Origin of the sequence: Methylobacterium sp. WL6 (assembly GCF_008040095.1) — a bacterium.
Classification (GTDB): domain Bacteria; phylum Pseudomonadota; class Alphaproteobacteria; order Rhizobiales; family Beijerinckiaceae; genus Methylobacterium.
Window position 1 is genome coordinate 1 of sequence record NZ_VRVH01000042.1, and the last position, 25539, is coordinate 25539.

Consider the following 25539-nt stretch of genomic DNA (forward strand, 5'->3'; position numbering starts at 1 on the left):
CACCGGCCTCGGCCGCGCCGGCCCGCGCGACCTCGCCGCGATCCGCGACGGGCTCGACGTGGCGCTGGCGCTCGGCGCGCGCCTGTCGGACGGACGCGACCTGCCGGAGGATCTGGCGCGGCTCTCCGGCATCCTCGCCCACGCCGACCGCGACCTGGTCGAGACGCTGCGCGCGAGCCTCGCCGACGAGCTGCCGCTCAACCGCCGCGACGGCGGATACGTCCGCGCCGGCTACCATCCCGACATCGACGAGGCCCGCCTGCTCGGGAGCGACTCGCGCAAGGTCGTGGCGGCCCTGCAGGCGCGCTACGCCGAGGAGACCGGGTGCCGCACGCTGCGGATCAAGCACAACGGCCTGCTCGGCTACTTCATCGAGGTGCCACAATCGGTCGGCGAAGCCTGCCTGAAGGGCCTGATGCGCGACTTCGTGCATCGCCAGACCATGGTCGACGCCATGCGCTTCACCAGCGTCGAGCTCGGCGCGCTGGAGCAGAAGATCTCCGGGGCCGCCGAGCGGGCGCTCGCCCTGGAAGGTGCCGTGTTCGACGACCTCGCCGCCCGCATCGTCGCGCAGGCCGAGGCGATCGGCGGCATCGCCGAGGCCCTGGCCGCCCTCGACGTGGCCGCGAGCCACGCCGAGCTTGCGGTGGAGCTCGACTGGCGCCGGCCGCAGGTCGACGCGTCGCTGAGCTTCGTCATCGCGGGCGGCCGCCATCCGGTGGTCGAAGCGGCCCTGCGCAAATCCGGCGCGGCCTTCATCGCCAACGATTGCGACCTCTCGGGCGAGGGGCGCGGCCGCATCCGGCTGATCACCGGCCCGAACATGGGCGGCAAGTCGACCTACCTGCGCCAGAACGCCCTGATCGCCGTGCTCGCGCAGATCGGCGCCTTCGTGCCGGCGCTCCAGGCCCGGATCGGCCGCGTCGACCGCCTGTTCTCCCGGGTCGGCGCCGCCGACGACCTCGCGCGAGGGCAATCGACCTTCATGGTCGAGATGGTCGAGACGGCCGCGATCCTGAACCAGGCGACCCGGCACTCGCTGGTGATCCTGGACGAGATCGGGCGCGGAACCGCGACCTATGACGGGCTCTCGATCGCCTGGGCCTGCCTCGAGCACCTGCACGAGACGAACGCCTGCCGCGCGCTGTTCGCCACCCATTTCCACGAGCTGACCGCCCTGGGCCAGCGGCTGGCGCGGCTCGACAACGCCACCCTGAAGGTCGCCGAGCACCGGGACGGCGTGGTCTTCCTGCACGAGGTGGTGCCGGGGGTGGCGGAGCGCAGCTACGGGCTCCAGGTGGCGCGGATCGCGGGCCTTCCGGGCAGCGTCGTCGCGCGGGCCGGCGCGATCCTGAAGGGGCTGGAGAAGGCCGAGCGCGAGCGCCCCAGCCGTCCGCGCATCGACGACCTGCCGTTGTTCGCGAGCCTCGCCCCGCCCCCTCTGCTGGAACCGGCGGTCGAGGCGGACGACGCGCTCGGCCTGCTGCTGGACGCGATCGACCCGGACGCGCTGACGCCGCGCGAGGCGATGGAGGCGCTCTACCGGCTCAAGCGCGAGCGCGAGGCGGCCGCCGGCTGAGCCCGGCTCAACCGGGCGCGCGGAAGAACCCGTCCGGGCAGGGCGGGGCCGGGACGCGCCCGGCGCGGCAGCCGGCCACGTAGTCGAGGGTGCTTGCCACGACCCGCTCGGAATAGGGCTTGGAGATCACGCCGAAGGCGCCCGCGAAGTCGTCGGGGATGCGCTTGGCGTTGGCGGTCATGAACACCACCGTCGTGCGCGGGTCGGCGCTGAGCGCGCGGGCGACGTCGACGCCGGTCGGCCCGTCGACGAGGTGGATGTCGACGAGCGCGATGTCGGGTGCGGTGGACTGCCCGAGCGCGATCGCCTCGGTCGAGCTGGCGGCGATGCCGACCGTGACGTAGCCGAGGTCGTCGAGCAGGAACTCGAGCTCGAGGGCGATCAGCGCCTCGTCCTCGACCACGAGGATGCGCAGGGCCGGGGCGCTCACGCGTCCTCCGCCAGGGGAATGTCGATCTCGACGACGGTGCCCGGCGCCCGATCGCGCCACGTGATCGTGCCGCGCAGCTGCCGCACCACCATCTCGACGAGGTTCCGGCCGAAGCCCGCCGGGTTCACCGGCCCCGCATCGAGGCCGACGCCGTCGTCCTCGATCGTGAGGTGCATGCCGGCGTCGGTGCGCTGCGCGGTGATGCCGATGCGGCCGCTCCGGTTCTCAGGAAAGGCGTGGCGGACGGCGTTGGTCGCCAGCTCGTGGATCATAAGGGCGAGCGGCGCGGCCATCGCGGCGGAGACGGCGATCGAATCGATCCGCGCCTCGACCCGGGTCCGCTCCGCATCGAGCCCGGCGTTGAGATCGGACAGGAAGTCGTCGGTGAAGTCCGACAGGTTGAACTTGGTGACGTCGCCGGCCGAGTAGAGCATGCGGTGGGCGGTCGAGAGCGCGCCGATGCGCTCGGCCATGCTCGAGAGCGCATCGCGCGCCTCGCCCTCGGGCGTGCGCCGGGCCTTCAGCAGCATCAGCGACGAGATCACCTGGAGGTTGTTCTTGACCCGGTGATCGACCTCGTGGAGCAGGGCGGTCTTCTGCTCGAGGGCCGCCTGCAGGTCGGCGGTGCGCTGCCCGACCTGGCGCTCCAGCTCGTCGTTGGTGCCGCGCATCGCCTGCTCGACGGTGCGCTTGTCGGTCATGTCGGCCTGCGCGGCGAAGAAGAACGTCACCCGTCCGTCGGCGTTTCGCACCGGGTTGACGGTCATGCTGTTCCAGAAGGCGGTACCGTCCTTGCGGTAGTTCAGGAGCTCGCACTCGATCGGCTCGGCCGCCTCGAGCGCGGCGCGCAGGCGCGCGACCTCCGACGCGTCCGTGCCGGCGCCCTGCAGCATCCGGCAATTGCGCCCGAGAAGCTCGTCGCGGTCGTAGCCGGTCAGCTTCAGGAAGGCCTCGTTCACCCAGACGATCGGGTTGTTGTCGTGCGTCGCCCCCGTGAGCAGCATCGGCGTCGGGCTCGAATCGAACGCCCGCGCGAATGTCGCCGGAGCGAGCGGATAATCCGCCTGATCGCTGGTCTCCATCATCCTGTAACCGATCGGTACGCGAGGAGCCTCGAGGCAGGGATGGCCGCCGCGCCGGGCCAGCGCGGCAGACCGTTGCGAGCGGAACGGCTACGCTCGCATCATCCGAACAGGTACGCAGGGGCAAGGTTCCCGCCCCGCCCCGCTTGTACCCAGGCAAATGTGCGATGTCGCGTTAAGCAGACATCGACCATGATCCGGCCGCCGCACCCCGCACGGATCGCCCCCGACGCGGGGGGGCGGCGCAAGGCTGCCACGATTCTCACGGATCAAGGCGGAAGGGCGTCAAGGAGTTCCACCGCATGGCCATGGACACCGCACCCGACAAGCCCGCACGACGGCTGCGGGCCCGCGACCTCGTCGAGGATCGGCGCATCGTCCTGATGCTGGCGCTCGGCTTCTCCTCGGGGCTGCCGCTGCTCCTGGTGCTCGGGACGTTCACCCTGCGGCTCGCCTTCTCGGACATCAACGTCAAGGCGATCGGCCTGTTCAGCTACGTGGCGCTACCGTACTCGCTGAAGTTCCTGTGGGCGCCGATGATCGACCGGATCGACGTTCCGGTGCTGAGCGCTCGTCTTGGGCGCCGCCGCGCCTGGATGGTGACGACGCAGGTCGCGGTGGCGCTCTGCCTGGTGCTGATGGCCTTCGCCGATCCGCAGACGAGCCTCGCGCTGCTCGGCCTCGGCGCCTTCCTCGTCGCCTTCTGCGCCGCGACCCAGGACGTGGTCGTCGACGGCTGGCGCATCGACGCCGCCGGCACCGACTTCCAGGGCATCCTCGCGGCGACTTCGAACCTCGGCTACCGCCTCGGCCTGATCACGGCGGGCGCCGGCGCGCTGTTCATCGCCTCCGACAAGGGCTGGACCTTCGCCTACCTGACGATGGCGGCCCTGATGCTCGTCGGCCTGATCGCGGCCCTGCTCGCGCCTGCCTTCGACACCCGGCGCCCCGAGCCGGCGGCCGCAGCCGCGCAGACGCCGAAGGCGGCCGGGACGCGGCTGTTGTCGATCCGCCAGGCCGTGCTGGAGCCCCTAGTCGAGTTGCACGGCCGGATGGGGCCGGCCCTGTGGGGCGTGCTGGTGCTGGTCGCGCTCTACCGCATGCCGGATTTCGTCTCCGGCGTGATGGCGAGCCCGCTGTACCGGACGCTGGGCTTCGACCTGAAGGAGATCGCCACCGTCACCAAGCTCTACGGCATCTGGGTCGGCATCGCGGGCGGGTTCGCGGGCGGCTGGGCGATGGCGCGATTCGGGATGTTCCCGACGCTGCTGGCCGGCGCCTTCCTCGCCGCCGCCTCGCACCTCTCCTTCGCCTGGCTGTCGACCGGCGGGCCGGAGGTCTGGCGGCTGACGGTGGCGATCTCGATCGAGAACTTCTGCGGCTCCTTCGCCGGCATCGCGCTGATCGCCTACATGTCGAGCCTGACCACCCCCGGCTACGCGGCGACGCAGTACGCCCTGTTCTCCTCGCTCTACGCGCTGCCGGGCAAGCTCGTCGCGGGCACCGCCGGCTACATCGTCGCCGCCTTCGGCTACCCGACCTTCTTCGTCCTGACCTCTGCGGTCGGCATCCCGGTGGTGCTGCTCTGCCTCGCCGTCGGCAGAACGCCGAGCCGCAGGCCCGTGCCGGCCTCGGGCGACGCGGGGATGGCCGCCGCGGGCGGGCACGGGAACCCTCCCGGGCCCGTCCCGCTTCCTACCGGTTCGCCGGGCGTGCCCCTGAGAACCCAGGCTTGAGGAGGAATGCATGAGCGATATCGCGCTGACCGGTGAGGTCCTTCCGGCCGCTACCGAGTCCATCGAGCGTCCCTTGAGCGAGGCGGACCTCGCGGCATTGCGCCGGTCCGTCCGCGCCCTGGAGCAGCCGGGCCTCGCCGCCCGGCTCTCGGCCGCCGCCGGCGCTCCCCTCGACATGATCGGCCGGTCCCTGCCGGCCCCGGTGACCGAGGTCGTCGGGCGCTCGACCGAGGCGGCGATGCGCGGGGCGCTGCGCGTCGCGCTCAAGACCCTGCCGAAGGTCGCGGTCGCGCCGGCCGCCGGCACCGAGATCGAGAGCGTCGCCGTCAAGCCGGAGGGACGCCTCGGCGCGCTGCTCGGCAGCCTGACCGGATCGAGCACCTTCAACCACAAGGCCATGGCCGCGCTGTCGGGGGCGTTCGGAGGCGCCTTCGGCCTCGCGACGCTGGCCGTCGAGCTGCCGGTCTCGACCACCCTGATGCTGCGCTCGATCGCCGAGATCGCGCGGGAGGAGGGCGAGGACCTCGACGACCCGGAGGGTGCGCTCGCCTGCGTCCAGGTCTTCGCGCTGGGCGGAAAGGGCGATGCGGCGGGCGCGGCCGAGGGCACCGGCCTGACCGAGAGCGGCTACTTCGCGGTGCGCGCAGCCCTCGCCAAGACGATGGCGGAGGCCGCCCGCTACGCCGGGAGCAAGACGCTGCTCGACCAGTCGGCGCCGGCGCTGATCCGCTTCACCGCGCAGATCGCGGCGCGCTTCGGCATCGTGGTCTCGCAGAAGGTCGCCGCGCAGGCGGTGCCGGTGCTGGGCGCGTTCGGCGGCGCGGCGGTCAACACCGCCTTCATGAGCCACTTCCAGTCGATGGCCCGCGCCCACTTCACCGTCCGGCGCCTGGAGCGCACCTACGGGCAGGCGACCGTGCGTGCGGCCTACGAGGTGGAGAAGGCCGCGCTCGGCGTCGCATGACGGGCTGAACCGGCCTATCGTCCCCAGAGGATCGCGGGACAGAACGGAGACCGGCCCTGCTCGGCAACGGAGAGATGATCGGCCGGCTCGCGCTGGCGGCCCTGCTCGGCAGCGTGATCGGGCTCGAGCGCGAGCGCCTGCTCTGGGCGGCCGGCCTGCGCACGCACATGCTGGTCTGCGTCGGCTCGTGCCTGATCATGCTGGTCTCGACCTACGGCTTCGCCGACGCGCTGGGCGCCCGGAACGTCGTCCTCGACCCGTCGCGCGTCGCGGCGCAGGTGGTCTCCGGGATCGGCTTCCTCGGCGCGGGCACGATCCTGCTGCGCAGCGAGGTCGTGAAGGGGCTGACCACCGCCGCGAGCCTGTGGGCGGTGGCGGCGATCGGGCTCGCCATCGGCGGCGGGCTCTACGTCCCGGCGGTGGCGACCACGACCTTCGTCGTCGCGATCCTCGCGGGCGTGAAGCCGCTGGAGGAGCGCTGGCGCGACCGGATGCAGACGCGGACCCTCCGCCTCGTCGCCAAGCGCGGGACACTGTCGATCGACACCCTGCACGCGGCGACCGGCGAACGGGCCTCGCGGGTGCGCCAGTTCGTGGCGCGCACCGCCGAGGACCCCGCCCTCGACGAGATCGAGGTAGCGTTCGTGCGCCTGTCGGCGACCAGCGTCGAGGCGATCGCCGAGACCCTGCGGGCGAACCCCGACGTCGTCAGCGTCGAGACGGCGCAGCGCTAGAGCACCCTCTTCACGCGAGCCGGGAGCCACCTCGCTCGAAAATGCTCATCTTGCGAAGTCGCATTTTCTTCACGCGAGCCGGGAGCCACCTCGCTCGAAAATGCTCGGGGCGCGCCGGACCCGAGGTCGCTCAGGCCTTCCTGAGCCCGAACCAGCCGGCGATGCCGGTCTTGGCCGCCGCGGGCTCGCCGTCCAGGAACATCCGGTAGGCCGGGTTCTCGGTCTCGTCGAAGCACGGGAAGCCGAGAGCTTCGACAGCCCGGTCGAAACGGCCTTTGGCGTCGGGGGGCACGGCGATGCCGGCGAGCACCCGGCCGTAATCGGCACCGTGGTTGCGGTAGTGGAACAGGGTGATGTTGAAGTCCTCGCCGAGCGCGTCGAGGAACTTCAGCAGCGCGCCCGGCCGCTCCGGGAACTGGAAGCGGTAGAGCCGCTCGTGGGCCAGGCCCGAGACGCGGCCGCCGACCATGTAGCGGACATGGACCTTGGCCATCTCGTTGTCGCTCATGTCGTGGACGTCGTAGCCCCCGGCGACGAGGCCCGCGACGAGGTCGCGCTTCTCGGGCCGGCCGCCGGGCAGGTTGATGCCGACGAAGATCCTGGCCTGCGTGCCCGGCGCGTAGCGGTAGTTGAACTCGGTGATCGCGCGCGGGCCCAGGGCCCTTATGAAGGCCCGGTAGGCGCCGGGCTTCTCCGGGATGGTGACGCCGAGCAGGACCTCCCGCTCCTCGCCGAGCTCGGCCCGCTCGGCGATGTGGCGCAGGCGGTCGAAGTTGAGGTTCGCCCCGGAGGAGATCGCGACGAGCGTGCCGGCGCCGCCCTCGCGCTCGGCGTAGAGCTTAGCGCCGGCGAGCGCGAGCGCGCCGGACGGCTCGGACACCGCGCGGGTGTCGTCGAAGATGTCCTTCACCGCCGCGCACATCGCGTCGGTGTCGACGGTGATGACCTCGTCGAGGTGCTGGCGGCACAGCCGGAACGTCTCGGCCCCGGCCTGGCGGACGGCGACGCCGTCGGCGAACAGCCCGACGCTCGGCAGCAGCACGAGCTCGCCGGCCTTCAGGGCCTCGGCCATGCAGGCGGCGTCGTCCGGCTCCACGCCGATCACCTTGGTCTCCGGCCGCAGGTACTTGACGTAGGTCGCGATTCCCGCCGCGAGCCCGCCGCCGCCGACGGGCACGAAGATCGCCTCGATCGGGCCGGTATGCTGCTGCAGGATCTCCATGCCGATCGTGCCCTGGCCGGCGATCACGTCGGGATCGTCGAAGGGGTGGAGGAAGGTGAGGTCCTGCTCGGCCTCCAGGCGCCGCGCCTCGCTCAGCGCCTCGTCGAAGGCGTCGCCGTGCAGGATCACCTCTGCGCCTCGGGCGCGACAGGCGTCGACCTTGATCGCGGGCGTCGTGCGCGGCATCACGATGACCGCCCGCACCTGCAGGCGCGCGGCCGCCAAGGCCACGCCCTGCGCGTGATTGCCGGCCGAGGCGCAGATCACGCCGCGGGCGAGCTGCTCGGGCGAGAGCCCCGACATCTTGTTGTAGGCGCCGCGCAGCTTGAACGAGAAGACCGGCTGCAGGTCCTCGCGCTTCAGAAGCACCGGCCGCCCGAGCCGGACGGTCAGGCGCGGCATCGGATCGAGCGGGCTCTCGATCGCCACGTCGTAGACCCGCGCGGTGAGGATCTTGCGGATGTAGTCGGGTGCCGGTTCGGCCGGAGGACTTGCGGGTTTCACGGTGTCGGACATGCGGCCGGCAATAGCCGCTTGCCGCGCAAGATGCGAGCGCGCCCCCGCTCGGCCCCGCATGCCTGCCCGGCCCCGGATGCCGGAGACCGCCGGACGTGCGGCAGGGACGATGGTCCGCACCGCCGCCCGGGCGGGACGTCGGAGCGCGAAGGGCGTCGTAACGATCCGGACGCCGGCACCGGCGTTCCGCGAGCGTCCGAGCGACGGCGTCACGGTGAAGGCCCGCTCGGAAGTCCGCACGGTCCCGGCTCCGGAGCGACGATGGCGGGAACGCCGCGGCGTCAGAGCCGGTCGATCAGCGCAGCGACCCAGACCAGGGCGGCGATCGCCTGCGCCGAGAACGTCCCGGCCGAGGCGAGGTCCTTCACCGTGCCGATCCGCGGGTGGCGGCCGGGGTGGAGGTGATCGCACAGCTTCTCGATCGCGGTGTTGAGGAACTCCGCGGCGAGCATCAGCAGGAGCGTCGCCATCAGCGCGACGCGGACCCAGAGGCTCGCGCCGAGCACGAGGGCCGCCGGCACGCCGACGACGAGCAGCGCCAGCTCGAGCCGCACGGCGCGCTCGGTGCGGGCGCCGTGGACGAGGCCGCGCCAGGAATTCAGGAAGGCGAGCCAGAGCGCGTGCATTCACGCCGCCTCGTCCATTCAAGCAGATTCCTGCGGCACCGCGCGGGCGATCCACTTGGCCAGCACCGGGCCGGTGATCAGGACCACGAACAGCCGGAGCGTCTGCACCGCGAGCACGAACGACACGTCGACCTTCGAGCCGACTGCGATGATCGCCACCGAGTCGAGGCCGCCGGGGCTGGTCGCGAGGAAGGCGGTGAGGAAGTCGATCGCGAGCAGGTGCGTCAGCCCGAGCGCCCAGCCGGCGCAGAGCAGGATCACGGCGAGCGTCGCGACGAGGATGCCGGGCAGCGCGTGCAGCGTCGCGCGCAGGGTCTCGCGGGTGAAGCGCAGGCCGACGTACCAGCCGATCGTCGCGTAGGCGAGCTCGAGGATCGGCAGCGGCAGGGTGATGCTGGCGACGCCGGTCGCGTGAAGCGCCGCGCCGAGCAGCATCGGCCCGATCAGCGCGCCGGCGGGCAGGCGGAGCCACAGCGCGATGCCGGCGCCGGCGGCCGCGACCGCGAGCGTGACCAGCACCGGCAGCACGGTCGCCGCCTCGGCGACCGCCGGCGGCGGGCCGGCCGCCACGGAATCGGTCAGCAGCCGCGCCACCAGCGAGGCCGAGAGCACCACGGCGGCGACGCGCACGTATTGCATGAAGGCGACGAGGCGGGGATCGGAGCCGTATTCCTCGGCCATCGCCACCATCGCCGCCGCCCCGCCCGGCGAGGAGCCCCAGGCGGCGGTCGTGCCGGGCAGCACCCGCAGGCGCGTGAGCACCAGCCCGACGAGGGCGCCGGCGAGCACCGTGACGCCGACCACGAGCAGGATCAGCGGGCCGTCCGCGATCAGGGTCTTGGTGATCTCCGCGGTGATGGCGTGGGCCACCATGCAGCCGATCATCGCCTGCGAGGCCTGGAAGGCCGGCCGCGGCATCCGGAGCGGCGCCCCCCGCACCCCGAACGCGATCGCCGCGATCATCGGCCCGAGCAGGAACGCGGCCGGGAACTGCCCGAGCTTCAGGCCGAAACCGAGCAGGCCCGAGGCGGCGATCAGCGCCGCCCAGAGGGCGATGGTCCGTGCGGGAAAAGGCAAGGCGACGCGCCAGGTTCGATCGATCGCATGGCGGTCCGCGATCCTGGCGCCGCGCTACACCCTGTCGCCCGGCCTGTCACGCGCACGGGCGCACAACCCAGCCCTGTGCGACCCGTTCGTCACCCGGCGGCGATCGTCGCCTCGCGGCAGGCGGCGGTGCCGGCCGGCGCCTGGGCGCGGAAGAAGGCGGCCAACGCGGCGAGGCCCGGCGCCCGCGGGTCGCTCGCCCGCCAGGCCAGCGCGATGGTCCGGCCCGGCCCGTCGGTGTCGAAGCCGCGGATCACGGTGAGCCCGCTCGGATCGGGGCCGGACGGGACGGCGAGGGCGGGAAGCAGGGTGTAGCCGGCCCCGGCCGCCACCATCGAGCGCAGGGTCTCCAGGCTGGTGGCATGGCGCCCGGCGGCGCTGCCCGCCCCGCAGGCGGCGATCGCCTGGTCGCGCAGGCAGTTGCCCTCGTCGAGGAGCAGCAGGTCCGGCCCGGCGATGTCGGCGGCGCGCAGGGCCCCGCCCTGCGCGAGCGCATGGTCGGCCGGGCAGGCGAGGCGGAACGGCTCGACGAAGAGCGGCGAGACGGTGAGCCCCGAGGCGGGCAGGGGCAGCGACACCAGGGCGGCGTCGACCCGCCCGTCGCGCAGGGAGGCGAGGATGTCGGCGGTGCGGCCCTCGCTGAGGGCCAGCGCCAGCATCGGGAATTCCTGGCGCATCGTCCGCAGCACCAGGGGGAAGAAGTACGGCCCGAGCGTCTGGATCGCCGCGAGCACGAGCCTACCGGTGAGCGGCGCGCCGCGGCCCTCGCTGGCCAGCGCGAGCAGGCGCTGCGCCTCGGCCAGCACCGCGCGGGCCTGGCGCACGATGATCTGGCCCGGCGCCGTCATCAGCACGCGCCGGTTGGAGCGCTCGAACAGCACGAGCCCGAGCGCGCCCTCGAGCTTGCGCACCTGGACGCTGAGCGTCGGCTGGCTGACGTTGCAGCGTTCGGCCGCCCGACCGAAATGCCCCTCGTCGGCGATGGCGACCACGTATTCGAGGTCGCGGAGCGACAGGCCGGCAAGGTTCATAGTTTTTGTCTATCATACCCTTTGCGACGATGCATTGGCTAATGGGTTCGGAGTGGCGCATAAGGAGAGCCCGGAACGATTCCAGGAAACGGCGTCCCCTCGTTCGCGGGAGCAGGCGCCGATCCTCGAGCCTCGTCACCACCACGGAGAGATTCTTCGCATGAGCGATCAACGCCCGATCCTGACGACCCGCCAGGGCCACCCGGTCCGCGACAACCAGAGCACGCGCACGGTGGGCGAGCGGGGTCCCGCGACGCTCGAGAACTACCAGTTCATCGAGAAGATCACGCATTTCGACCGCGAGCGCATCCCCGAGCGGGTCGTGCATGCCCGCGGCGCCGGCGCCCACGGCTACTTCGAGGCCTACGGCAAGATCGGCAACGAGCCGGCTTCCAAGTACACCCGCGCCCGCGTCCTCAACGAGACCGGCGTGAAGACGCCGATGTTCGTGCGCTTCTCCACCGTGGCCGGCGCCAAGGAGAGCCCGGAGACCGAGCGCGACCCCCGCGGCTTCGCGGTCAAGTTCAAGACCGTCGACGGCAACTGGGACCTGGTGGGCAACAACCTCAAGGTCTTCTTCATCCGCGACGCGATCAAGTTCCCCGACATGATCCACGCGTTCAAGCCGGACCCGGTGACGAACCGCCAGGAGGCGTGGCGCTTCTTCGACTTCGTGGCGCAGCACCCCGAAGCGATCCACATGGTGACGCACCTGAAGTCGCCGTGGGGCATCCCCGCCAACTATCGCGAGATGGAAGGCTCCGGCGTCAACACCTACAAGCTGGTCAACGACCAGGGCGAGGCGGTGCTCTGCAAGTTCCACTGGGAGCCCAAGCAGGGCATCCGCAACCTGACCTCGGCCCAGGCGGCCGAGATCCAGGGCAAGGACGTCGGTCACGCCACGCGTGACCTCTACGACAACATCAAGGCCGGCAACTTCCCCGAGTGGGAGTTCTGCGTGCAGATCATGCCGGACGGCCCGAACGACCACCTGTCGTTCGATCCCCTCGACGACACCAAGCTGTGGCCGGTCGAGGACTTCCCGCTGCTGCCCGTGGGCCGCATGGTGCTCGACCGCGTGCCGGACAACTTCTTCGCCGAGGTCGAGCAGTCGGCCTTCGGCACGGGCGTGCTCGTGGACGGCATCGACTTCTCGGACGACAAGATGCTCCAGGGCCGGACGCTGTCCTACTCGGACACGCAGCGCTACCGGGTCGGCGCCAACTACCTGCAGCTGCCGATCAACGCGCCGCAGCCGGGCGTGAAGGTCTACTCGAACCAGCGCGACGGGCAGATGACCTACGGCGTCGACGGGACCGGCCCGAACAAGCACATCAACTACGAGCCCTCGACGCTGGCCGAGGGCCTGCGCGAGGCGCCGAAGCCCGCGAAGGACTACCACCAGCCGGTGCAGGGCAACCTCGGCCGCTACCAGACCTCCCGCACCGAGGACGACTACACCCAGGCCGGCGTGCGCTACCGCTCGTTCCAGGATTGGGAGCGCGACGACCTGATCGCCAACCTCGTCGGCGACATGAAGCAGTGCCCCGAGGCGATCCAGCTGCGGATGGTCTGGCACTTCTCGCATGCCGACGCCGATTACGGCCGCCGGGTCGCGGATGGGGCCGGGATCGACCTCGCCAAGGCGCTGGCGCTGCCGCCGCTGCCGGGGCGCGCCGCGCCGGGCAAGCGCCTGACGCCCGAGACCTACACGGACGGCTCGCAGGCGCACCAGATCGCCGCCGAGTAGCCCGCTTCGCGCTTCGCGCGGACGACGACATCAGCCCCGCGCGGTCGAAGGACCGCGCGGGGTTCTTTCTTTGGCGCAAGCCCCGCCGCCGCGCGGCGCGGCGTTTCCTCCCGCCCGGAAACGGTCTAAACGGCCGCTCCCGCGCCCCGCGCGGGGACCGACCCTCGTTTGCGCTTACCTGCCGCGTACGCAGGAGTGAGCCCGGAGACACCGCGACGATGCCCATCCTGACATTCCCCGACGGCAACACCCGCGCCTACGACGAGGCCGTGACCGGACGGAGCGTGGTCGAAGGCATCGCGAAATCGCTGGCCAAGCGCACCGTCGCGATGGCGCTCGACGGCGTCGTCGCCGACCTGTCCGACACGATCGAGCGCGACGCCCGCATCGAGTTCCTCGACCGCACCGACCCGCGGGCGCTGGAGCTGATCCGCCACGACTGCGCCCACGTGCTGGCGGAGGCCGTTCAGGCGCTGTGGCCGGGCACGCAGGTGACGATCGGCCCGGTGATCGAGAACGGCTTCTACTACGACTTCGCGCGCGAAACCCCGTTCACGCCGGACGACTTCCCGGCGATCGAGGCGAAGATGCGCGAGATCATGGCCCGCGATGCGGCCTTCACCAAGGAGGTCTGGAAGCGCGACGACATCCGCAAGGTGTTCGCCGACCGGGGCGAGGCCTACAAAGTCGAGCTGGTCGACGCGATCCCGCCGGGCGAGGACCTGAAGGTCTACCGCCAGGGCGACTGGTTCGACCTGTGCCGCGGCCCGCACATGACCTCGACCGGCAAGGTCGGGCCGGCCTTCAAGCTGATGAAGGTCGCCGGCGCCTACTGGCGGGGCGATTCGAGCAACCCGATGCTGACCCGCATCTACGGCACCGCCTGGGCCACGAAGGAGGAGCTCGACGCCTATCTCCACCGCCTGGAGGAGGCCGAACGCCGCGACCACCGCCGGCTCGGCCGGGAGATGGACTTGTTCCACTTCCAGGAGGAGGGGCCGGGCGTCGTGTTCTGGCACGCCAAGGGCTGGACGATCTTCCAGGAGCTGATCGCCTACATGCGCCGCCGCCTGAAGGGCGACTACGCCGAGGTCAACGCGCCGCAGATCCTCGACAAGGCCCTGTGGGAGACCTCCGGCCACTGGGGCTGGTACCGCGAGAACATGTTCGCGGCTCAAAGCGCCGGCGACGAGGCCGAGGACAAGCGCTGGTTCGCCTTGAAGCCGATGAACTGCCCGGGCCACGTTCAGATCTTCAAGCACGGTCTGAAGAGCTACCGCGACCTGCCTCTGCGCATGGCGGAATTCGGCGTCGTGCATCGCTACGAGCCGTCGGGCGCGATGCATGGGCTGATGCGCGTGCGCGGCTTCACGCAGGACGACGCGCACATCTTCTGCACCGAAGACCAGCTCGCCGACGAGTGCCTCACGATCAACGACCTGATCCTCTCGACCTACGCCGATTTCGGCTTCGACCAGATCGTGGTGAAGCTCTCGACCCGGCCCGAGAAGCGGGTCGGCTCGGACGCCCTATGGGACCATGCCGAGGAGGTGATGACCCGCGTGCTGGCGCAGATCGAGGCGCAGTCGGGCGGCCGCATCCGCACCGAGGTGAACCCGGGCGAGGGCGCCTTCTACGGGCCGAAGTTCGAGTACGTGCTGCGCGACGCGATCGGGCGCGACTGGCAGTGCGGCACGACGCAGGTGGACTTCAACCTGCCGGAGCGGTTCGGTGCGTTCTACGTCGATGCCGAGAGCCAGAAGGTGCCGCCGGTGATGGTGCACCGGGCGATCTGCGGCTCGATGGAGCGGTTCACCGGCATCCTGATCGAGCACTTCGCCGGCCACTTCCCGCTCTGGCTCGCCCCCGTCCAGGTGGTGGTCGCGACCATCACCGGGGAGGCCGACGCCTATGCGGCGGAGGTCGTCCGGGCGCTGACGCGGGCCGGCCTCCGGGTCGAGGCGGACCTGCGCAACGAGAAGATCAACTACAAGGTCCGCGAGCACTCGCTGGCCAAGGTGCCGGTGATCCTGGCGCTCGGCCGGCGCGAGGCCGAGGAGCGCACGGTCTCGATCCGGCGGCTGGGCAGCCAGCAGACCCGGACCCTGCCGCTCGCGGAGGCGGTGGCGAGCTTCGTCGCCGAGGCGACCTCGCCCGACCTGCGCCGGGCCGAGGCCGTCGCCGAGAGCGTGCCGAGCACGGGCACGGTGCTCGACGGGCAGCATGGCGAGAGCCCGACGCCGTAAGGCGCCGGCGCCCGCTCACCCCGCCTTGGCCAGGACCTCGATGTCGCGGTCGAGCCCGCTCTCGACCTTGAACTCGCGGGTGTAGACCTGCCCGTCGTGGCGGGCGATCAGCACGTAGTCGCCCTCCGCCAGGGTGACCTGCGGGAACGCGCCGATCGCCTCGCGGATGGTGTCGCCGCCGGGCGTCAGCACCGAGAAGGCCGTGCCGGCGAAGGCCTCGGCGCCGGGGCTGGTGACGAGCTTCAGCGTCACCGTGGCCGCCCGGTGGTTGAGGGTGGCGTCGGTGACCTTGCCGTTCTCGACCTTCAGGTCGGCGCGCTGGATCGCGTTCGACTCCCCGTAGGTCGAGACCACGTGGTAGGTGCCCTCGGGCAGGCGCAGCAGCTCGCCGGCCTTGACGCCGCTGCGCACCAGCCGCCCCTCCGAGTTGGTGCCGATCGGCACGAAGACCGAGAAGGAGAGCTGCGCCGGAGCGATCCGGTTGTCGCCGATCGCGCCGGACAGCTTGAGCGCGCCGGCGGCCACCCGCAGGGTGTCGGTCGCGGGCTGGCCGGACATCGCGATCTTCTTCGTCGCGCTGGCGAAGCCGTAGGTCACGGAGGCGACGTAGGCGCCCGGCGCGAGCTTGAACGTCGGCGCCGGGTCGGTGGAGCGCGCGACGATCGCGGGCCGGACGCCGTCGGTGCGATCCTCGTAGATCCGCCAGACCAGGCCGGACCGCAGCGGCTGGCCGATCCCCGACAGCAGCGCGGAGAGCGACAGGGTCGCCTCGCCCTCGGGCTGGCTTGGGGGCAGGTCCGGCGTCGTGATCGAGGGCGAGGGAAGGCCGCCGCCGAGGCGGTTGCCGAAGGGGTCCGGCGACTGCGCCGCGGCTGCGAGCGGCGCGACCGCAGCCAGCAGCGCCAATCCGGGCCCGAGCCTTCGTCCGCGCATGTCGCAAGCCTTCTCCCCAAAGGCCGAACCGGCCGAACGTCACCGTCTCGCCCGTGTGATCCCGGACCGTGGCGAGCGCAAGGCCGCCGAGGGTCCTCGCGCTTCCCGCGCCAAGCTGCCCGACTTCCCAGCCGGTCCCACCCGTGCGAAATCCCGACGCGATCGCGGGACCGCCCCGCACCGGCCAGCCGAGACGCCCCGATGAACGCCACCCTCGACATGCTGCGCACCCGCCGCTCGGTGCCGCCCGTGCGGATGACGGACCCGGGACCGAGCCCGGAGCAGATCGACACGATCCTGACGCTGGCCTCGCGGGTGCCCGACCACGGCAAGCTCGCGCCGTGGCGCTTCATCGTGATCGCGGGCGCGGCGCGCGAGCGGATCGGGGCCGTGATCGCGAAGACTTACGCCGCCGACAACCCGGAGGCCGACGCCGCGCGGCTCGACCTCGAGGCCAAGCGCCTCGCGCACGCGCCGGTCGTCGTCGCGGTCGTGTCGCGGGCCGGGCCGCACGTGAAGATTCCGGAATGGGAGCAGGTCCTGTCGGCGGGCGCCGCCTGCATGAACCTCGTGGTGGCGGCCAACGCCCAGGGCTTCGCCACCGCCTGGCTGACCGAATGGTACGCCTACGATCGCCGCGTGCTCGAAGCCCTTGGCCTCGACCCGCGCGAGAAGCTCGCGGGCTTCATCCATATCGGTGCCCCCGAGGAGATCCCGTCGGACCGGCCGCGGCCGGACCTCGCCGAGATCGTCACGCGCCTGTAAGGCTCGCACCCATGCATTACGCCCCCGACGACCGCACCCTGCCGCACAACCCGCTGAAGGCGATCGTCGCGCCGCGGCCGATCGGGTGGATCAGTGCCATGAGCCGCGACGGGAAGCTCAACCTCGCGCCGTACTCGTTCTTCAACGCGGTCGGCGACGACATGGTCGCGTTCTCCTCCACCGGCCGCAAGGACGCGCTGACCTTCGCGGAGGAGGGCGGCGATTTCGTCTGCAACCTCGCCACCTACGATCTGCGCGAGCCGATGAACGCCTCCTCGGCCCCATTGCCGCGCGGCGAGAGCGAGTTCGATTTCGCGGGGCTGACCACGGCCCCGTCGCGCAAGGTGCGCGCGCCCCGGGTGGCGGAAGCCGCCGCCGCCCTCGAATGCCGGTGGCTGCAGACCGTGCCGCTGGTTCCGCTCGGAGGGGGCGAGGCCGCCAACTTCCTGGTGATCGGGCAGGTGGTCTCGATCTACATCGACGACCGCTTCCTGAAGGACGGCCTCGTCGACACGGCCGCGATGCAGCCGATCATGCGCGGCGGCTACTTCGACTACTTCAAGATCGGGCCGGACGCGAAGTTCGCCATGCAGCGCCCCAAGGGCGCCGGCGACTACACCGCGCGCTGACACGACGGGAAGCGGAACAGGCGCGCGCTCGGGCTCTGCAGCCCGGCGCCCTTCGACGGATCTCCGCCCGCGCAGGGTCGTGCGCGCAAGACCCGTGCGCGCTCGAAGAAAGCTTAGACCCTCATCGCCGGCACGCGCCCCTGCATCCCCGTGCGGTGGCGACGCGCCCTGAGGCGGAGCGCAGGCCCGAACCCCGGTCTTGTGCGCGCTTCGTTAACCTTCGCCGGGCGCGAATGCCGGCACCGAATCTCCCCCTGGGGTCCGCTTGGCCACGGAACCTTCGGAACGATCGCCGAGCTTCAGCGTTGAGCTTGTGAATTCGATGGATCATCGAGAAAGGATCATCATGCGCAAGTTCGCTCTCGTCACCGCCGCGATCATCTCGGCTGGTGTCCTCTCCGCCACCACGGCCGATGCGCGTCCCGGCTTCCGCGGCGGCTACGGCCACGGTTACGGCGGCGGCTACGGCCGGGGTTACGGCTACCGCGGCGGTCGCGGCATCGGCACGGGCGCCGCTGTTGGCCTCGGCATCGCCGGCCTCGCAGCCGGTGCGATCGCCGCCGGCGCAGCACGCGATGCCTACGGCTACAACCGCGGCTACGGTGCGTACGGCGGCTACGGCGCCCCGGCCTACGGCGGCTACTACGGCTCGCCCTACTAAGGGCTCGCCATCCAGCACGTGAATTTGGGGCGACCGGGCATTCCGGTCGCCCTTTTCGTTCGTACGGCTTCCCTCAGCGGGCGCGGTAGGGCGGGACGCCGGGATCGGGCAGCCAGACGGAGGCGGGCGGCGCACCGGTCTGCCAGAACACGTCGATCGGGATGCCGCCGCGCGGGTACCAGAAGCCGCCGATCCGCAGGTAGCGCGGCCCGAGCAGGTCGACGAGCGTCTTAGCGATGCCCACCGTGCAATCCTCGTGGAACGCGCCGTGGTTGCGGAATGCGCCGAGGTAGAGCTTGAGCGACTTCGACTCCACGAGCCAGCGATCCGGGACGTAGTCGATCACCAGGATCGCGAAGTCGGGCTGGCCGGTCACCGGGCAGAGCGAGGTGAATTCCGGGACGGTGAAGCGGGCAAGGTAGTCCGTATCCGGGTGCGGGTTCGGCACCCGGTCGAGGCGGGCCTCGTGCGGGCCGGCGGGGAGGGGCGTCGGCTGCCCCAGCTGCAAGGATTCATCGGTCATGGCCCTCCTTACCGCAGGCCTCGCCGCGGTGCATCCGACCCGCGTGCATGGTTCGGCCGCGCGTCGCTCGCGGCATCGCCGCTGGGGCTCGAAACCGGAACGGGCGGCGGCGGCTTTTGCATTCACTTTGCCGGTCGCATCGCGCGATCGCGCACCGCCTTGCCCGAGGCCGCGCCTTGACGGATAAGCCGCAGCGACGAGACCGAATCCGGGCCCGCCGCCGATCGCGTGCGCCCTTGGGGAGGAGCCTTCATGACCGCGATCACCAACATCGCCGCCCGCGAAATTCTGGACAGCCGCGGCAACCCCACCGTCGAGGTCGACGTGCTGCTGGAGGACGGTTCCTTCGGCCGCGCGGCCGTGCCGTCGGGCGCCTCCACCGGCGCGCATGAAGCGGTGGAGCTGCGCGACGGCGACAAGGGCCGCTACGCCGGCAAGGGCGTGCGCAACGCCGTGCACGCGGTCCAGACCGAAATCCTCGACGCGATCGGCGGCATGGACGCCGAGGACCAGGTCGCGGTCGACGAGGCGATGATCGAGCTCGACGGCACCCCCAACAAGGCCCGCCTCGGCGCCAACGCCATCCTCGGCGTGTCGCTCGCCGTGGCCAAGGCCGCCGCGGAAGCCTCCGGCCTGCCGCTTTACCGCTACGTCGGCGGCGTCCAGGGCCGGGTCCTGCCGGTGCCGATGATGAACATCATCAACGGCGGCGCGCATGCCGACAACCCGATCGACTTCCAGGAATTCATGATCATGCCGGTGGGGGCCACCTCCATCGCCGAGGCGGTGCGCATGGGCGCCGAGGTGTTCCACACCCTCAAGAGCGCGCTCAAGAAGGCCGGGCACAACACCAACGTCGGCGACGAGGGCGGCTTCGCCCCGAACCTGCCGACGGCGGAAGCCGGCCTCGACTTCGTCATGGAGTCGATCCAGGCGGCGGGCTTCAAGCCGGGCACCGACATGGTGCTCGCGCTCGACTGCGCGGTCACCGACTGGTTCAAGGACGGCGCCTACCACTACGAGGGCGAGGGCACCGTCCGCTCGATCGAGAGCCAAGTCGACTACCTGGCCAAGCTCGTCGACGCCTACCCGATCCTGTCGATCGAGGACGGCATGGCCGAGGACGACTGGGAGGGCTGGCGCCTGCTCAACCAGCGCATCGGCGACCGCTGCCAGCTCGTCGGCGACGACCTGTTCGTGACCAACGTCGAACGCCTCGCCCGCGGCATCGCGGAGGGCTCTGCGAACGCGATCCTGATCAAGGTCAACCAGATCGGCTCGCTCACCGAGACGCTGGCCGCCGTCGATATGGCTCACCGAGCCGGCTACACCGCGGTGATGTCGCACCGCTCCGGCGAGACCGAGGACGCGACCATCGCCGATCTCGCGGTCGCGACCAATTGCGGGCAGATCAAGACCGGCTCGCTCGCCCGCTCGGACAGACTGGCCAAGTACAACCAGCTGATCCGGATCGAGGAGGGCCTCGGCGCGCAGGGGCGCTACGCCGGGCGCGGCGCGCTGCGCCAATCCGCGCGCGCCTGAGGCGGAACCTCCGTACCCGCACCCGCGTCATCCCGGCCTGCAGCCCAGCGCAGGCCGGAGCCGACGATGACGAAGCCGGACGCGACGCCCACCGCCCAGCCCGACCTTGAACCTGCGGCCGACGCCGCGCCGCACGACCTGCCTCCGGCGCTGGCCGCCCTGTGGTGGGCGGCGAAGGGTCCGACGCATTGGGACCGCGCCCACGCGCTCGTCCAGGACGCGGCGGGTGCGGATGCCGCCTGGGTCCACGCCCATCTCCACCGTCTCGAGGGCGACCCGGCCAACGCGGCCTACTGGTACGCCCGCGCCTCACGCCCCGTCGCCACCGGCGATCTCGCCGCCGAGCGGGACGTCATCGCCGCCGCCCTCCGGTCGGTCGCCTGATCCTCCACGATCGCCGGATGGATCCGCCGCCGCGCCTTCGAGGCGCACGAGCAACGGGGCGGCGGCCTCTGCAGCCAGGCGCTCGACCGCGCGGTACTGCGCCACCACCTCCGCGCCGAAGGCGGACAGCCGCGCCCCGCCACCGCTCCGTCCGCCGATCTGCGCCTCGACCACCGGCTGCCGGAACCCGGCATTGATCGCCTCGACCAGCATCCAGGCCCGCCGGTAGGACATGCCGAGCGCCCGGCCCGCCGCCGAGATCGAACCGTGCGCGGCGATCATCTCCAGCAGTTGCACCTTACCGGGTCCGAGCCGGTTGCCCGGCCCGAGATCGATGCGGATGCTCAGCGTCGCCATCGGTTCCCCTCGTCCGGCATCCTAACCCGGACGGCGACGGCACGGCGAGCGGCATCGACCCCGCGATCGGCCCTGGCCATCGCTATACTTGCTGGGATATAGCGATGCGGCCGGCTCGACCCCTGCGAGGCGGCCGTTTCGGAGGTCGTCTTGATCGGTATTACGCGCGCCGTCTTCGTAGCCGCCCTGCTGCTCGGGACCGCCGCGCAGGCCGCCGAGACGGTCACGGTGTTCGGTGCCGCGAGCCTGAAGAACGCCCTGGACGACGCCGGCAAGGCCTTCACCGCGCAGACCGGGATCGCGGTCAAGGCGAGCTACGCCGCCTCCTCGGCGCTCGCCCGCCAGATCGAGGCGGGCGCGCCGGCCGACCTCTTCGCCTCAGCCGATCTCGAATGGATGGACTACCTCGACAAGAAGACGCTCATCCGGGCCGAGAGCCGGGTGAACCTGCTCAAAAACCGCCTCGTCGTCGTCGCACCGAAGGACGCCAAGGAGAGCGAGGTCCCGTTCACCGTAGAGGGCTTCGCCAAGGCGCTCGGCTTGGACGGGCGGCTCGCCACCGGCGAGGTCAGCTCGGTGCCGGTGGGCAAGTACGCCAAGGCGGCCTTCGAGACGCTCGGGCTGTGGGCGACGATCCAGCCGCGGCTGGCGCAGGCCGACAACGTGCGCGCGGCGCTCGCCCTGGTCTCGCGCGGCGAGGCGCCCCTCGGCGTGGTCTACGAGAGCGACGCGAAGTCCGATCCGGGCGTGAAGGTGGTCGGCGTGTTTCCGGCGGGCAGCCATCCGCCGGTGGTGTACCCGTTCGCCGTCACGTCCGAGGCTAAGGGCGACGGCGCGGCCCGTTTCCTCGCCTTCCTGAAGAGCGCGTCGGCCAAACCGTTCTTCGAAGCCCAAGGCTTCTCCGTGATCCCGGCCGGGCAGGGCGCCGAGATCCCGGCCGAGCCCGGCACCAAGTGACTTTTCTTTCATTCACAGAGGCTGTTCGATGAAGATCTCCGCACGCAACGTCATCAAGGGCAAGGTCGTCGCAATCGAGAAGGGCGCGACCACCGCGCACGTGAAGATCGAGATCGCCGCCGGCCAGATCGTCACCGCGGCGATCACCAACGAGGCGGTCGACAGCCTCAAGCTCACGGTCGGCGGCGAGGCCTACGCCGTGGTCAAGGCCTCCGACGTGATGGTCGCCGTCGACTGACCGGCTGCGATCATGGGGCCGGGGGCATCCGCCGGCCTCGTGGGCGACCGACCCCTTGGGCGATGCCCCCCCGAGGCTCGGGATCACGCCAGGATCGGCGTGCAGACCGAGCGCCCGTGCCCCGGCAGGGGCACCACCGCCACCTCCACCCCGTAGACGCGGCGCAGGCTCTCGGGCGTGATCGTCGCCTCAGGGTCTCCGAGCGCGACGAGGCGGCCGCCGTGCAGCAGCGCGACGCGGTCGGCGCAGAGGAAGGCGTGGCCGGGGTCGTGCGTCGAAAGCACCACGGCGATGCCGGTGGCCGAGAGACGACGGACCTGCTCGAGCACGCGGGTCTGGTTGCCGAAATCGAGGCTCGCGGTCGGCTCGTCCATCACCAGGATGCGCGGCTCGCCGGCGAGCGCCCTCGCGATCAGCACCATCTGCCGCTCGCCGCCGCTGATCTCGGTGTAGATGCGCTCGCCGAGATGCGCGATCCCGAGCCTCTCGAGCGCCGCGTCCGCCGCCTCGCGGTCCTTGCGGCCGGGGCTGGCGAAGGGCGCGAGCCGGGCCGCGCGCCCCATCAGCACCACCGCGCGCACGGTGAACGGGAAGAACGCCGCATGCGCCTGCGGCACGTAGGCGATCGCGCGCGCAATCCTGCGCCGCGACCAGCGCGACAGGTCCTCGCCGTCGAGCCGGACGCGGCCCGCGCGGGCCGGCAGCAGGCCGAGCAGGGTCTTGAACAGGGTGGTCTTGCCGCCGCCGTTCGGCCCGAGCAGGCACAGCACCTCGCCGGCCCCGAGCGAGAAGCTGACGCCGGCGCCGACCTCGCGCGCGCCGTATCCGAAGGCCAGCGCCTCGACGGACAGCATCAGGACCAGCCCCGCTTGCCCGCGGCCAGCAGCCACAGGAAGAACGGCGCGCCGGCGAGCGCCGTGAGGATGCCGAGCGGCACCTCGACCGGCGCCAGGGTGCGGGCGGCGAGGTCCACCGCCACGAGATAGCCGGCGCCCAGCAGCGCGGAGGCCGGCAGCAGGCGGCGGAAATCCGGGCCGACGAGGCCGCGCGCGACGTGCGGCACGACCAGGCCGATCCAGCCGATCACCCCCGTCACCGAGACCGCCGCCGCGGTGACGAGCGTCGCCGCCGCGACGAGGAGCGGGCGCAGCCAGCGAGTCTCGATGCCGAGCGCCCGCGCCTCCTCCTCGCCGAGGCTCATCAGGTTCATGCGCCAGCGCAGCAGGACGAGGGGCAGGAGCCCGAGCCCGATCGCCGGCAGGATCGCCAGGACGTCGCTGAGGGTGACGGAGGACAGGCTGCCGAGCAGCCAGTAGGTGATGGCGGGCAGCTGGTTGTAGGGGTCGGCCAGCACCTTGAGCAGCGAGATGCCTGAGCCGAGCACGGCGCCGACCGCGACGCCGGCCAGCACCAGCGTCAGCACCGGATCGTGCCGGCCGACCAGCGCGCCGACCGCGTAGACGATCGCCACGGCGCCGAGGCCCCCGGCGAAGGCCAGCCCCTGGATCGCGAGGACCGGCAGCGCGAGGGTGATGCCGAGCACCGCCCCGAGACCGGCGCCGGCCGAGACCCCGAGGATGTCGGGCGAGACCAGGGGATTGCGGAACAGGCCCTGGTAGGTCGCGCCGGCCGACGACAAAGCCGCGCCGACGACGAGCGCGGCGGCCACCCGCGGCAGGCGGACCTGAAGCACCACCACCTGCGCGGTCGCCTCGCCCGGCGCGGTCCCGAACAGCTTGGAGGCCAGGATCGCGAACACCTCGGCGACCGGCACCGGGAATTTCCCCGCGGCGAGGGCGACGAGGACGAGCGCGCCGAGGCCGCACAGCGCGAGGCAGGCTCGCACCGCCGCCGAGGCACGCCGTCCCGTGCCGGGGACGGCCTGCGCCGCCGCGGGCGCGTCGGTCGTCGCGGTGCCCTGGGTCATCGCCCGGCGTCGCGTCATCGGCGCGCCGGCACCGCATCGGCGAGCAGCGCGTCGACCGCCTCGGGGGCGAGGGCGACGTGGTAGAACCGCTGGTAGAAGTCGGCGACGATCGCCGGCAGGGGCTCGGGGAACTGCGCCGGGTAGAGCAGGTGCGCGAGCCAGCGCACGCCGATCAGGCGGTTCACGCCCGGCGGCGCGTCGAACCAGGCGAAGGGCAGCGTTGGCGTCCGGTAGACGCGCCCCTCGCGTACCGCCTTCACCCCCAGCCAGAGCGGATCGTCGGCGGGCCGGAAGGCGGGATCGAGGGCGACGATCACGTCTGGGTTCCAGCCCAGGACCTGCTCGGGCGAGACGTTGGCGAGGCCGTTGCCGCCGACGGCCATGTTCCGGGCGCCGACCACCTCGAGGATCTCGGTGTTGATCGAGCCGGAAAAACCCGTCTCCAGGCCGCGCGGGCCGCGGGCATAGTACACGCGCGGACGCTCCGCCTCCGGGATCTGCGCGACGCGGGCGGCGACCTCCGCCACGGTGCGGTCGGCATAGGCCGCGAGCCCGTCGGCAGCCTGATCCAGTCCGAGGACGGCGCCGAGCCGACGGTAGGTCTCGGCGGTCCTGGCGAAGGCGCCGTCGAGCAGGATGTAGGGGATGCCGGTCTGGGCCTGGACCCGGTCGGCGAGCGAGGCGTAGGTCGGCCCCGTCGAGCCGACGTCGACGATCAGGTCCGGCTTGAGGGCGAGCACCGCCTCGACGTTGGCCGTGCCGCCGCGCCCGGTCAGGCGGCCGCTGGCCGGAAGTCCCCAGGTCGCCGGGGCGAGGTAGGGCCGCTCCGCGGGGGAGGGTGACCGGACCCAGGCCGCCATCCGCTCGGGGGCGAGCGTGTAGAGCAGCACGGACGCGGGCGGGCCGGCGGCGACGACCCGGGCGGCCCGCTCCGGAACCTCGACCACGCGGCCGGCCGCATCGGTGAACGGGCGGGCCCGGGCCGGCCCCGCCGGGAGCGCCAAGAGCGCCAGAAGGGCGAAGCCGAGGGTCGTGCGGGCGAGGCGTCGCGGATGCGGCATGCTGCAGCTTCGATCGGAGGATGTCCGCTCAACCTAGGGGCAGCGCGCCGCGAGGGCCACCGGCGACGCTCGGATCCCGCCCGAACACCGCGGCGAGGACGGCCGCCGCCGCGGCGGTCTCGGCGAAGCCCCCCCGGAACCCGTCGCGGCAGGCCGCCTCCACCGTCGCGCGATCGGGCGACGGGCCGGGCATGTCGAAGGCCGGGACGCGCAAGGCGGCGGCGGCCAGCACCAGAAGCCCGCGCGCCTGCGCCAGCGGAGCAGGCTGCGGCGCCCGCGGCGAGGCCGAAACCCCGAGGTCGCGCGCCAGCGCATCGAACGCGCAGAACAGGCCGGCGAGGCGCGCGAACCTTTCCGAGCCGCCGCCGAAGCGGAGCAGGGCGCCGGGGCCGTCGAGGCCGGCGACGATCCGCGTCGCACCGTCCGGGATGCCGGTCTCGGCCTCGTGCACGGACAGGCGCACGCCGAGCCGGGCGACGTCGCCGGCATCGGCGACCCCCGGCAGGACGATGCCGTCGGGCCGCAGCGCCAGCGCCGCGGCG

The 25539-nt window shown here is 72.0% G+C and carries 25 protein-coding genes and 1 pseudogene; 13 read left to right on the forward strand and 13 right to left on the reverse strand.

The window, feature by feature from the left end:
* The coding region (gene mutS, locus FV230_RS08730; protein ID WP_147842083.1) for a DNA mismatch repair protein MutS at positions 1–1579 on the forward strand (1579 nt) is incomplete at its 5' end.
* Positions 1580–1586: 7 nt separating this feature from the next.
* Here mutS and FV230_RS08735 read toward each other — a convergent pair.
* A complete protein-coding gene (locus FV230_RS08735) occupies positions 1587–2009 on the reverse strand; it encodes a response regulator (RefSeq protein ID WP_243946688.1) in 423 nt (140 codons plus the stop codon).
* A complete protein-coding gene (locus FV230_RS08740; RefSeq protein ID WP_147842084.1) occupies positions 2006–3094 on the reverse strand; it encodes a PAS domain-containing protein in 1089 nt (362 codons plus the stop codon). The genes FV230_RS08735 and FV230_RS08740 overlap by 4 nt, the downstream gene beginning before the upstream one ends.
* A 299-nt stretch (positions 3095–3393) precedes the next feature.
* Between FV230_RS08740 and FV230_RS08745 the strand changes: the two genes are divergently transcribed.
* The 3 genes from FV230_RS08745 to FV230_RS08755 all read left to right on the forward strand — a co-directional run bounded on the left by FV230_RS08745 (position 3394) and on the right by FV230_RS08755 (position 6525).
* Complete coding sequence (locus FV230_RS08745; RefSeq protein ID WP_187275448.1) at positions 3394–4827, forward strand: AmpG family muropeptide MFS transporter; 1434 nt, start codon at positions 3394–3396, stop codon at positions 4825–4827.
* A 10-nt stretch (positions 4828–4837) separates the two neighbouring features.
* Positions 4838–5791 (forward strand): EcsC family protein, encoded by a 954-nt coding sequence (locus FV230_RS08750; protein ID WP_147842085.1) that lies wholly within the window; start codon positions 4838–4840, stop codon positions 5789–5791.
* Between the two features lie 74 nt (positions 5792–5865).
* Positions 5866–6525: an MgtC/SapB family protein gene (locus tag FV230_RS08755; RefSeq protein ID WP_147842086.1), complete on the forward strand. Its 660-nt coding sequence runs from the start codon at positions 5866–5868 to the stop codon at positions 6523–6525.
* Positions 6526–6655: 130 nt separating this feature from the next.
* Here FV230_RS08755 and ilvA read toward each other — a convergent pair whose 3' ends face one another.
* The 4 genes from ilvA to FV230_RS08775 all read right to left on the reverse strand — a co-directional run bounded on the left by ilvA (position 6656) and on the right by FV230_RS08775 (position 11024).
* The gene (ilvA, locus tag FV230_RS08760) at positions 6656–8263 is read right to left on the reverse strand and encodes a threonine ammonia-lyase, biosynthetic (protein ID WP_147842087.1); all 1608 of its coding nucleotides are present in this window, start codon (positions 8261–8263) and stop codon (positions 6656–6658) included.
* A 281-nt stretch (positions 8264–8544) separates the two neighbouring features.
* Entirely contained in the window at positions 8545–8889 is a 345-nt protein-coding gene (locus FV230_RS08765; RefSeq protein ID WP_147842088.1) for a diacylglycerol kinase, read from the reverse strand.
* An 18-nt stretch (positions 8890–8907) separates the two neighbouring features.
* Complete coding sequence (locus FV230_RS08770) at positions 8908–9966, reverse strand: AbrB family transcriptional regulator (RefSeq protein ID WP_147842089.1); 1059 nt, start codon at positions 9964–9966, stop codon at positions 8908–8910.
* A 119-nt stretch (positions 9967–10085) separates the two neighbouring features.
* Complete coding sequence (locus tag FV230_RS08775; protein WP_147842090.1) at positions 10086–11024, reverse strand: LysR substrate-binding domain-containing protein; 939 nt, start codon at positions 11022–11024, stop codon at positions 10086–10088.
* A gap of 160 nt (positions 11025–11184) precedes the next feature.
* Here FV230_RS08775 and FV230_RS08780 point away from each other — a divergent pair, with 160 nt between their 5' ends.
* Entirely contained in the window at positions 11185–12774 is a 1590-nt protein-coding gene (locus tag FV230_RS08780) for a catalase (RefSeq protein WP_147842091.1), read from the forward strand.
* 218 nt (positions 12775–12992) lie between these two features.
* A complete protein-coding gene (gene thrS, locus FV230_RS08785; protein ID WP_147726247.1) occupies positions 12993–15020 on the forward strand; it encodes a threonine--tRNA ligase in 2028 nt (675 codons plus the stop codon).
* Positions 15021–15035: 15 nt separating this feature from the next.
* Here the strand turns inward: thrS and FV230_RS08790 are convergent, their stop codons facing one another.
* Positions 15036–15953, reverse strand: coding sequence for a hypothetical protein (locus tag FV230_RS08790; protein ID WP_147842092.1), 918 nt, complete (start codon positions 15951–15953; stop codon positions 15036–15038).
* A gap of 201 nt (positions 15954–16154) precedes the next feature.
* On the opposite strand from FV230_RS08790, the gene FV230_RS08795 reads away from it, so the two are divergent.
* The 3 genes from FV230_RS08795 (at position 16155) to FV230_RS08805 (ending at position 18008) form a co-directional block, all read left to right on the forward strand.
* Positions 16155–16718, forward strand: coding sequence for a nitroreductase (locus FV230_RS08795; RefSeq protein WP_147726245.1), 564 nt, complete (start codon positions 16155–16157; stop codon positions 16716–16718).
* A gap of 11 nt (positions 16719–16729) precedes the next feature.
* Positions 16730–17347 carry a flavin reductase family protein gene (locus FV230_RS08800; protein WP_147842093.1) on the forward strand — a complete coding sequence of 206 codons (618 nt, stop codon included), beginning with the start codon at positions 16730–16732 and terminating at the stop codon, positions 17345–17347.
* Positions 17348–17693: 346 nt separating this feature from the next.
* Positions 17694–18008, forward strand: coding sequence for a hypothetical protein (locus FV230_RS08805; protein WP_147726243.1), 315 nt, complete (start codon positions 17694–17696; stop codon positions 18006–18008).
* Between the two features lie 73 nt (positions 18009–18081).
* Here the strand turns inward: FV230_RS08805 and queF are convergent, their stop codons facing one another.
* Positions 18082–18531, reverse strand: coding sequence for a preQ(1) synthase (gene queF, locus FV230_RS08810; protein ID WP_147726242.1), 450 nt, complete (start codon positions 18529–18531; stop codon positions 18082–18084).
* Between the two features lie 252 nt (positions 18532–18783).
* On the opposite strand from queF, the gene eno reads away from it, so the two are divergent.
* Together eno and FV230_RS08820 are read left to right on the forward strand one after the other, a co-directional pair.
* Positions 18784–20073, forward strand: coding sequence for a phosphopyruvate hydratase (gene eno, locus FV230_RS08815; protein WP_147726241.1), 1290 nt, complete (start codon positions 18784–18786; stop codon positions 20071–20073).
* Positions 20074–20139: 66 nt separating this feature from the next.
* Positions 20140–20457, forward strand: coding sequence for a hypothetical protein (locus FV230_RS08820; protein WP_246694799.1), 318 nt, complete (start codon positions 20140–20142; stop codon positions 20455–20457).
* Here FV230_RS08820 and FV230_RS08825 read toward each other — a convergent pair.
* Positions 20383–20814 (reverse strand): LysR family transcriptional regulator, encoded by a 432-nt coding sequence (locus FV230_RS08825; RefSeq protein ID WP_147842094.1) that lies wholly within the window; start codon positions 20812–20814, stop codon positions 20383–20385. The two genes, FV230_RS08820 and FV230_RS08825, sit on opposite strands and share 75 nt — an antisense overlap.
* A 150-nt stretch (positions 20815–20964) precedes the next feature.
* Between FV230_RS08825 and modA the strand changes: the two genes are divergently transcribed.
* On the forward strand, positions 20965–21771 hold the full coding sequence (gene modA, locus FV230_RS08830; protein WP_147842095.1) for a molybdate ABC transporter substrate-binding protein: 807 nt from the start codon (positions 20965–20967) through the stop codon (positions 21769–21771).
* A gap of 28 nt (positions 21772–21799) precedes the next feature.
* Positions 21800–22009 carry a molybdopterin-binding protein gene (locus FV230_RS08835; protein ID WP_147842096.1) on the forward strand — a complete coding sequence of 70 codons (210 nt, stop codon included), beginning with the start codon at positions 21800–21802 and terminating at the stop codon, positions 22007–22009.
* Between the two features lie 83 nt (positions 22010–22092).
* On the opposite strand, the gene FV230_RS08840 is transcribed toward FV230_RS08835, so the two are convergent.
* From FV230_RS08840 to FV230_RS29510, 4 genes and pseudogenes are all read right to left on the reverse strand, one after another.
* On the reverse strand, positions 22093–22866 hold the full coding sequence (locus FV230_RS08840; protein WP_147726250.1) for an ABC transporter ATP-binding protein: 774 nt from the start codon (positions 22864–22866) through the stop codon (positions 22093–22095).
* A complete protein-coding gene (locus FV230_RS08845) occupies positions 22863–23936 on the reverse strand; it encodes an iron ABC transporter permease (protein ID WP_147842097.1) in 1074 nt (357 codons plus the stop codon). Before FV230_RS08845 ends, FV230_RS08840 begins: the two co-directional genes overlap by 4 nt.
* 14 nt (positions 23937–23950) lie before the next feature.
* Positions 23951–24997 (reverse strand): iron ABC transporter substrate-binding protein, encoded by a 1047-nt coding sequence (locus FV230_RS08850; RefSeq protein WP_147842098.1) that lies wholly within the window; start codon positions 24995–24997, stop codon positions 23951–23953.
* Positions 24998–25025: 28 nt separating this feature from the next.
* Positions 25026–25539: pseudogene (locus FV230_RS29510) on the reverse strand (hypothetical protein); the annotation flags it as partial.

What these genes read in the sequence shown, in the direction of transcription:
- FV230_RS08740 (WP_147842084.1), bottom strand. Translation starts at nt 3,094, where the DNA reads ATGATGGAGACCAGCGATCAGGCGGATTATCCGCTCGCTCCGGCGACA.
- FV230_RS08745 (WP_187275448.1), top strand. Translation starts at nt 3,394, where the DNA reads ATGGCCATGGACACCGCACCCGACAAGCCCGCACGACGGCTGCGGGCC.
- FV230_RS08750 (WP_147842085.1), top strand. Translation starts at nt 4,838, where the DNA reads ATGAGCGATATCGCGCTGACCGGTGAGGTCCTTCCGGCCGCTACCGAG.
- FV230_RS08755 (WP_147842086.1), top strand. Translation starts at nt 5,866, where the DNA reads ATGATCGGCCGGCTCGCGCTGGCGGCCCTGCTCGGCAGCGTGATCGGG.
- ilvA (WP_147842087.1), bottom strand. Translation starts at nt 8,263, where the DNA reads ATGTCCGACACCGTGAAACCCGCAAGTCCTCCGGCCGAACCGGCACCC.
- FV230_RS08765 (WP_147842088.1), bottom strand. Translation starts at nt 8,889, where the DNA reads ATGCACGCGCTCTGGCTCGCCTTCCTGAATTCCTGGCGCGGCCTCGTC.
- FV230_RS08775 (WP_147842090.1), bottom strand. Translation starts at nt 11,024, where the DNA reads ATGAACCTTGCCGGCCTGTCGCTCCGCGACCTCGAATACGTGGTCGCC.
- FV230_RS08780 (WP_147842091.1), top strand. Translation starts at nt 11,185, where the DNA reads ATGAGCGATCAACGCCCGATCCTGACGACCCGCCAGGGCCACCCGGTC.
- thrS (WP_147726247.1), top strand. Translation starts at nt 12,993, where the DNA reads ATGCCCATCCTGACATTCCCCGACGGCAACACCCGCGCCTACGACGAG.
- FV230_RS08790 (WP_147842092.1), bottom strand. Translation starts at nt 15,953, where the DNA reads ATGCGCGGACGAAGGCTCGGGCCCGGATTGGCGCTGCTGGCTGCGGTC.
- FV230_RS08795 (WP_147726245.1), top strand. Translation starts at nt 16,155, where the DNA reads ATGAACGCCACCCTCGACATGCTGCGCACCCGCCGCTCGGTGCCGCCC.
- FV230_RS08800 (WP_147842093.1), top strand. Translation starts at nt 16,730, where the DNA reads ATGCATTACGCCCCCGACGACCGCACCCTGCCGCACAACCCGCTGAAG.
- FV230_RS08805 (WP_147726243.1), top strand. Translation starts at nt 17,694, where the DNA reads ATGCGCAAGTTCGCTCTCGTCACCGCCGCGATCATCTCGGCTGGTGTC.
- queF (WP_147726242.1), bottom strand. Translation starts at nt 18,531, where the DNA reads ATGACCGATGAATCCTTGCAGCTGGGGCAGCCGACGCCCCTCCCCGCC.
- eno (WP_147726241.1), top strand. Translation starts at nt 18,784, where the DNA reads ATGACCGCGATCACCAACATCGCCGCCCGCGAAATTCTGGACAGCCGC.
- FV230_RS08820 (WP_246694799.1), top strand. Translation starts at nt 20,140, where the DNA reads ATGACGAAGCCGGACGCGACGCCCACCGCCCAGCCCGACCTTGAACCT.
- FV230_RS08825 (WP_147842094.1), bottom strand. Translation starts at nt 20,814, where the DNA reads ATGGCGACGCTGAGCATCCGCATCGATCTCGGGCCGGGCAACCGGCTC.
- FV230_RS08835 (WP_147842096.1), top strand. Translation starts at nt 21,800, where the DNA reads ATGAAGATCTCCGCACGCAACGTCATCAAGGGCAAGGTCGTCGCAATC.
- FV230_RS08845 (WP_147842097.1), bottom strand. Translation starts at nt 23,936, where the DNA reads ATGACCCAGGGCACCGCGACGACCGACGCGCCCGCGGCGGCGCAGGCC.
- FV230_RS08850 (WP_147842098.1), bottom strand. Translation starts at nt 24,997, where the DNA reads ATGCCGCATCCGCGACGCCTCGCCCGCACGACCCTCGGCTTCGCCCTT.